Source organism: Pseudomonas sp. P5_B2, from assembly GCF_056400445.1.
The window spans coordinates 1-1994 of sequence record NZ_JBFULH010000692.1 but is presented as its reverse complement, the minus strand read 5'-3'; the positions used below and the strand labels follow the sequence as shown (position 1 = coordinate 1994).

At 59.5% G+C, this 1994-nt stretch carries 2 protein-coding genes and 1 pseudogene; all 3 read left to right on the top strand.

Annotated elements, in window-relative coordinates:
• Nucleotides 1-471, top strand: a 471-nt coding sequence (locus tag AC1DRJ_RS25680) for a TOBE domain-containing protein (protein WP_477804627.1), incomplete at its 5' end; no start/stop codon positions are given.
• Nucleotides 471-1568: an ABC transporter ATP-binding protein gene (locus AC1DRJ_RS25675; RefSeq protein WP_477804626.1), complete on the top strand. Its 1098-nt coding sequence runs from the start codon at nucleotides 471-473 to the stop codon at nucleotides 1566-1568. The genes AC1DRJ_RS25680 and AC1DRJ_RS25675, both read left to right, overlap by 1 nt.
• Nucleotides 1565-1994 (top strand): annotated as a pseudogene (locus AC1DRJ_RS25670) (sugar ABC transporter permease); the annotation flags it as partial. The gene AC1DRJ_RS25675 and the pseudogene AC1DRJ_RS25670, both read left to right, overlap by 4 nt.

The following is a 1994-nucleotide window of genomic DNA, read 5'->3' as shown; positions in this document are numbered from 1 at the left end:
GGCCGGGTGATCCAGAGCGGCAAGTCGTCCGAGGTGTATCACCAGCCGCAAAGCGTGCTCGCGGCAGAGCTGTTTTCCGAGCCGCCGATCAACCTGATGCCGGGGCGCATTGCCGGTAACGAAGTCAGCTTTGCCAATTTCGTGCACTTCCCGTTGAACGTCGATCTGCGTCCGGTGGGCGAGGGCGAGTTCCGTTTCGGCGTGCGTCCTAGCCACATTTCACTGGTACCGAGCAACGACGATGACCTGGAGTTGGCCGTGACAGTCGAGGTCGCCGAGATCAGCGGTTCGGAAACCTTCCTGCATGTGCGCAACGAGCATTTCCTGCTGGTGCTGCACTTGCCCGGCGTTCACGAATACGACGTCGATGCGCCGATCCGCATTTACATCCCGACCCATAAACTGTTTGTGTTCGATGCGCAGGGACGTTTGATCCAGGCGCCCGGCCGCCGTATTGCGAGGGTTGCCTGATGGCCGAAATCCGTTTGCAGAACCTCGCCCACAGCTACGCCAAAACCCCGGCCGGACCCGAGGATTACGCGATCCGCGAAATGGACCACGTTTGGGAGCAGGGCGGTGCCTACGCGTTGCTAGGACCTTCGGGGTGTGGCAAGTCGACCTTGCTCAACATCATTTCCGGGTTGCTCAGCCCCTCTCAGGGGCATGTGTTGTTCGACGGCAAAGCGGTCAACAACCTCACGCCGGAGAAGCGCAACATCGCCCAGGTTTTTCAGTTCCCGGTGGTCTACGACACCATGACGGTGTTCGATAACCTGGCGTTTCCGCTGCGAAATCAGGGCATGGCCGAGGCGAGAGTCCACACCAAGGTGCAAGAAATTGCCGAGGTGCTGGACCTGCAGGCGTTGCTGAGCAAAAAGGCCAGCAACCTCACCGCCGATGAAAAACAGAAAGTCTCCATGGGCCGTGGGCTGGTGCGTGATGACGTCTCGGCGATCCTGTTCGATGAACCGCTGACCGTGATCGACCCGCACCTGAAGTGGAAGCTGCGGCGCAAGCTCAAGCAGATCCACGAGCAATTCAACATCACCATGGTCTACGTCACTCACGATCAGCTGGAGGCCTCGACCTTCGCTGACAAAATCGCGGTGATGTACGGCGGGCAGATCGTGCAGTTCGGTACGCCGCGAGAATTGTTCGAGCGGCCGAGCCACACCTTTGTCGGCTATTTCATCGGCAGCCCGGGAATGAACCTGATCGAGGTTACGCCGCAACCGGGGGGCGTGGGGTTCGCCTCGACGCATCTGCCGCTGTCTGAGGCGCAACAACTGCGCATCGCCGAGTCCGAGTGGAAAACCCTGAAAGTCGGCATCCGTCCGGAGTTCGTGCATGTGTGGGACGAACCCTTTGATGACGCGATGCAGGCACAGGTCGTACACATCGAAGACCTCGGCACCTACAAGATCCTGACCCTGAACCTCGACGGCGCACCCTTGAAAGTGCGCCTGGCCGAAGACAAACCAGTGCCGGAAGGCACGGCGTATATCAGTTTTCCGGCGCAGTGGTTGATGGTGTATGCCGATGAATACTTGCTGGAGACACTGCCATGAACAAGGTGCAAAACAACAAGGCCTGGTGGCTGGTGTTGCCGGTGTTCCTGCTGGTGGCCTTCAGTGCGGTGATCCCGATGATGACGGTGGTCAACTATTCGGTGCAGGACATCTTCGACCAGTCCAGCCGCTACTTCGTCGGCGCTGACTGGTACAGGCAAGTGCTGCTTGATCCGCGCCTGCATGACTCGCTGTTGCGGCAGTTCATCTACTCCGGCTGCGTGCTGCTGATCGAAATCCCGCTGGGCATCGCCATCGCCCTGACCATGCCGACCAAGGGGCGCTGGTCGTCGCTGGTGCTGATCATTCTGGCAATTCCGTTGTTGATCCCGTGGAACGTGGTCGGCACGATCTGGCAGATTTTCGGCCGCGCCGACATCGGCCTGCTCGGTTCGAGCCTCAATGCCATGGGCATCAGCTATAACT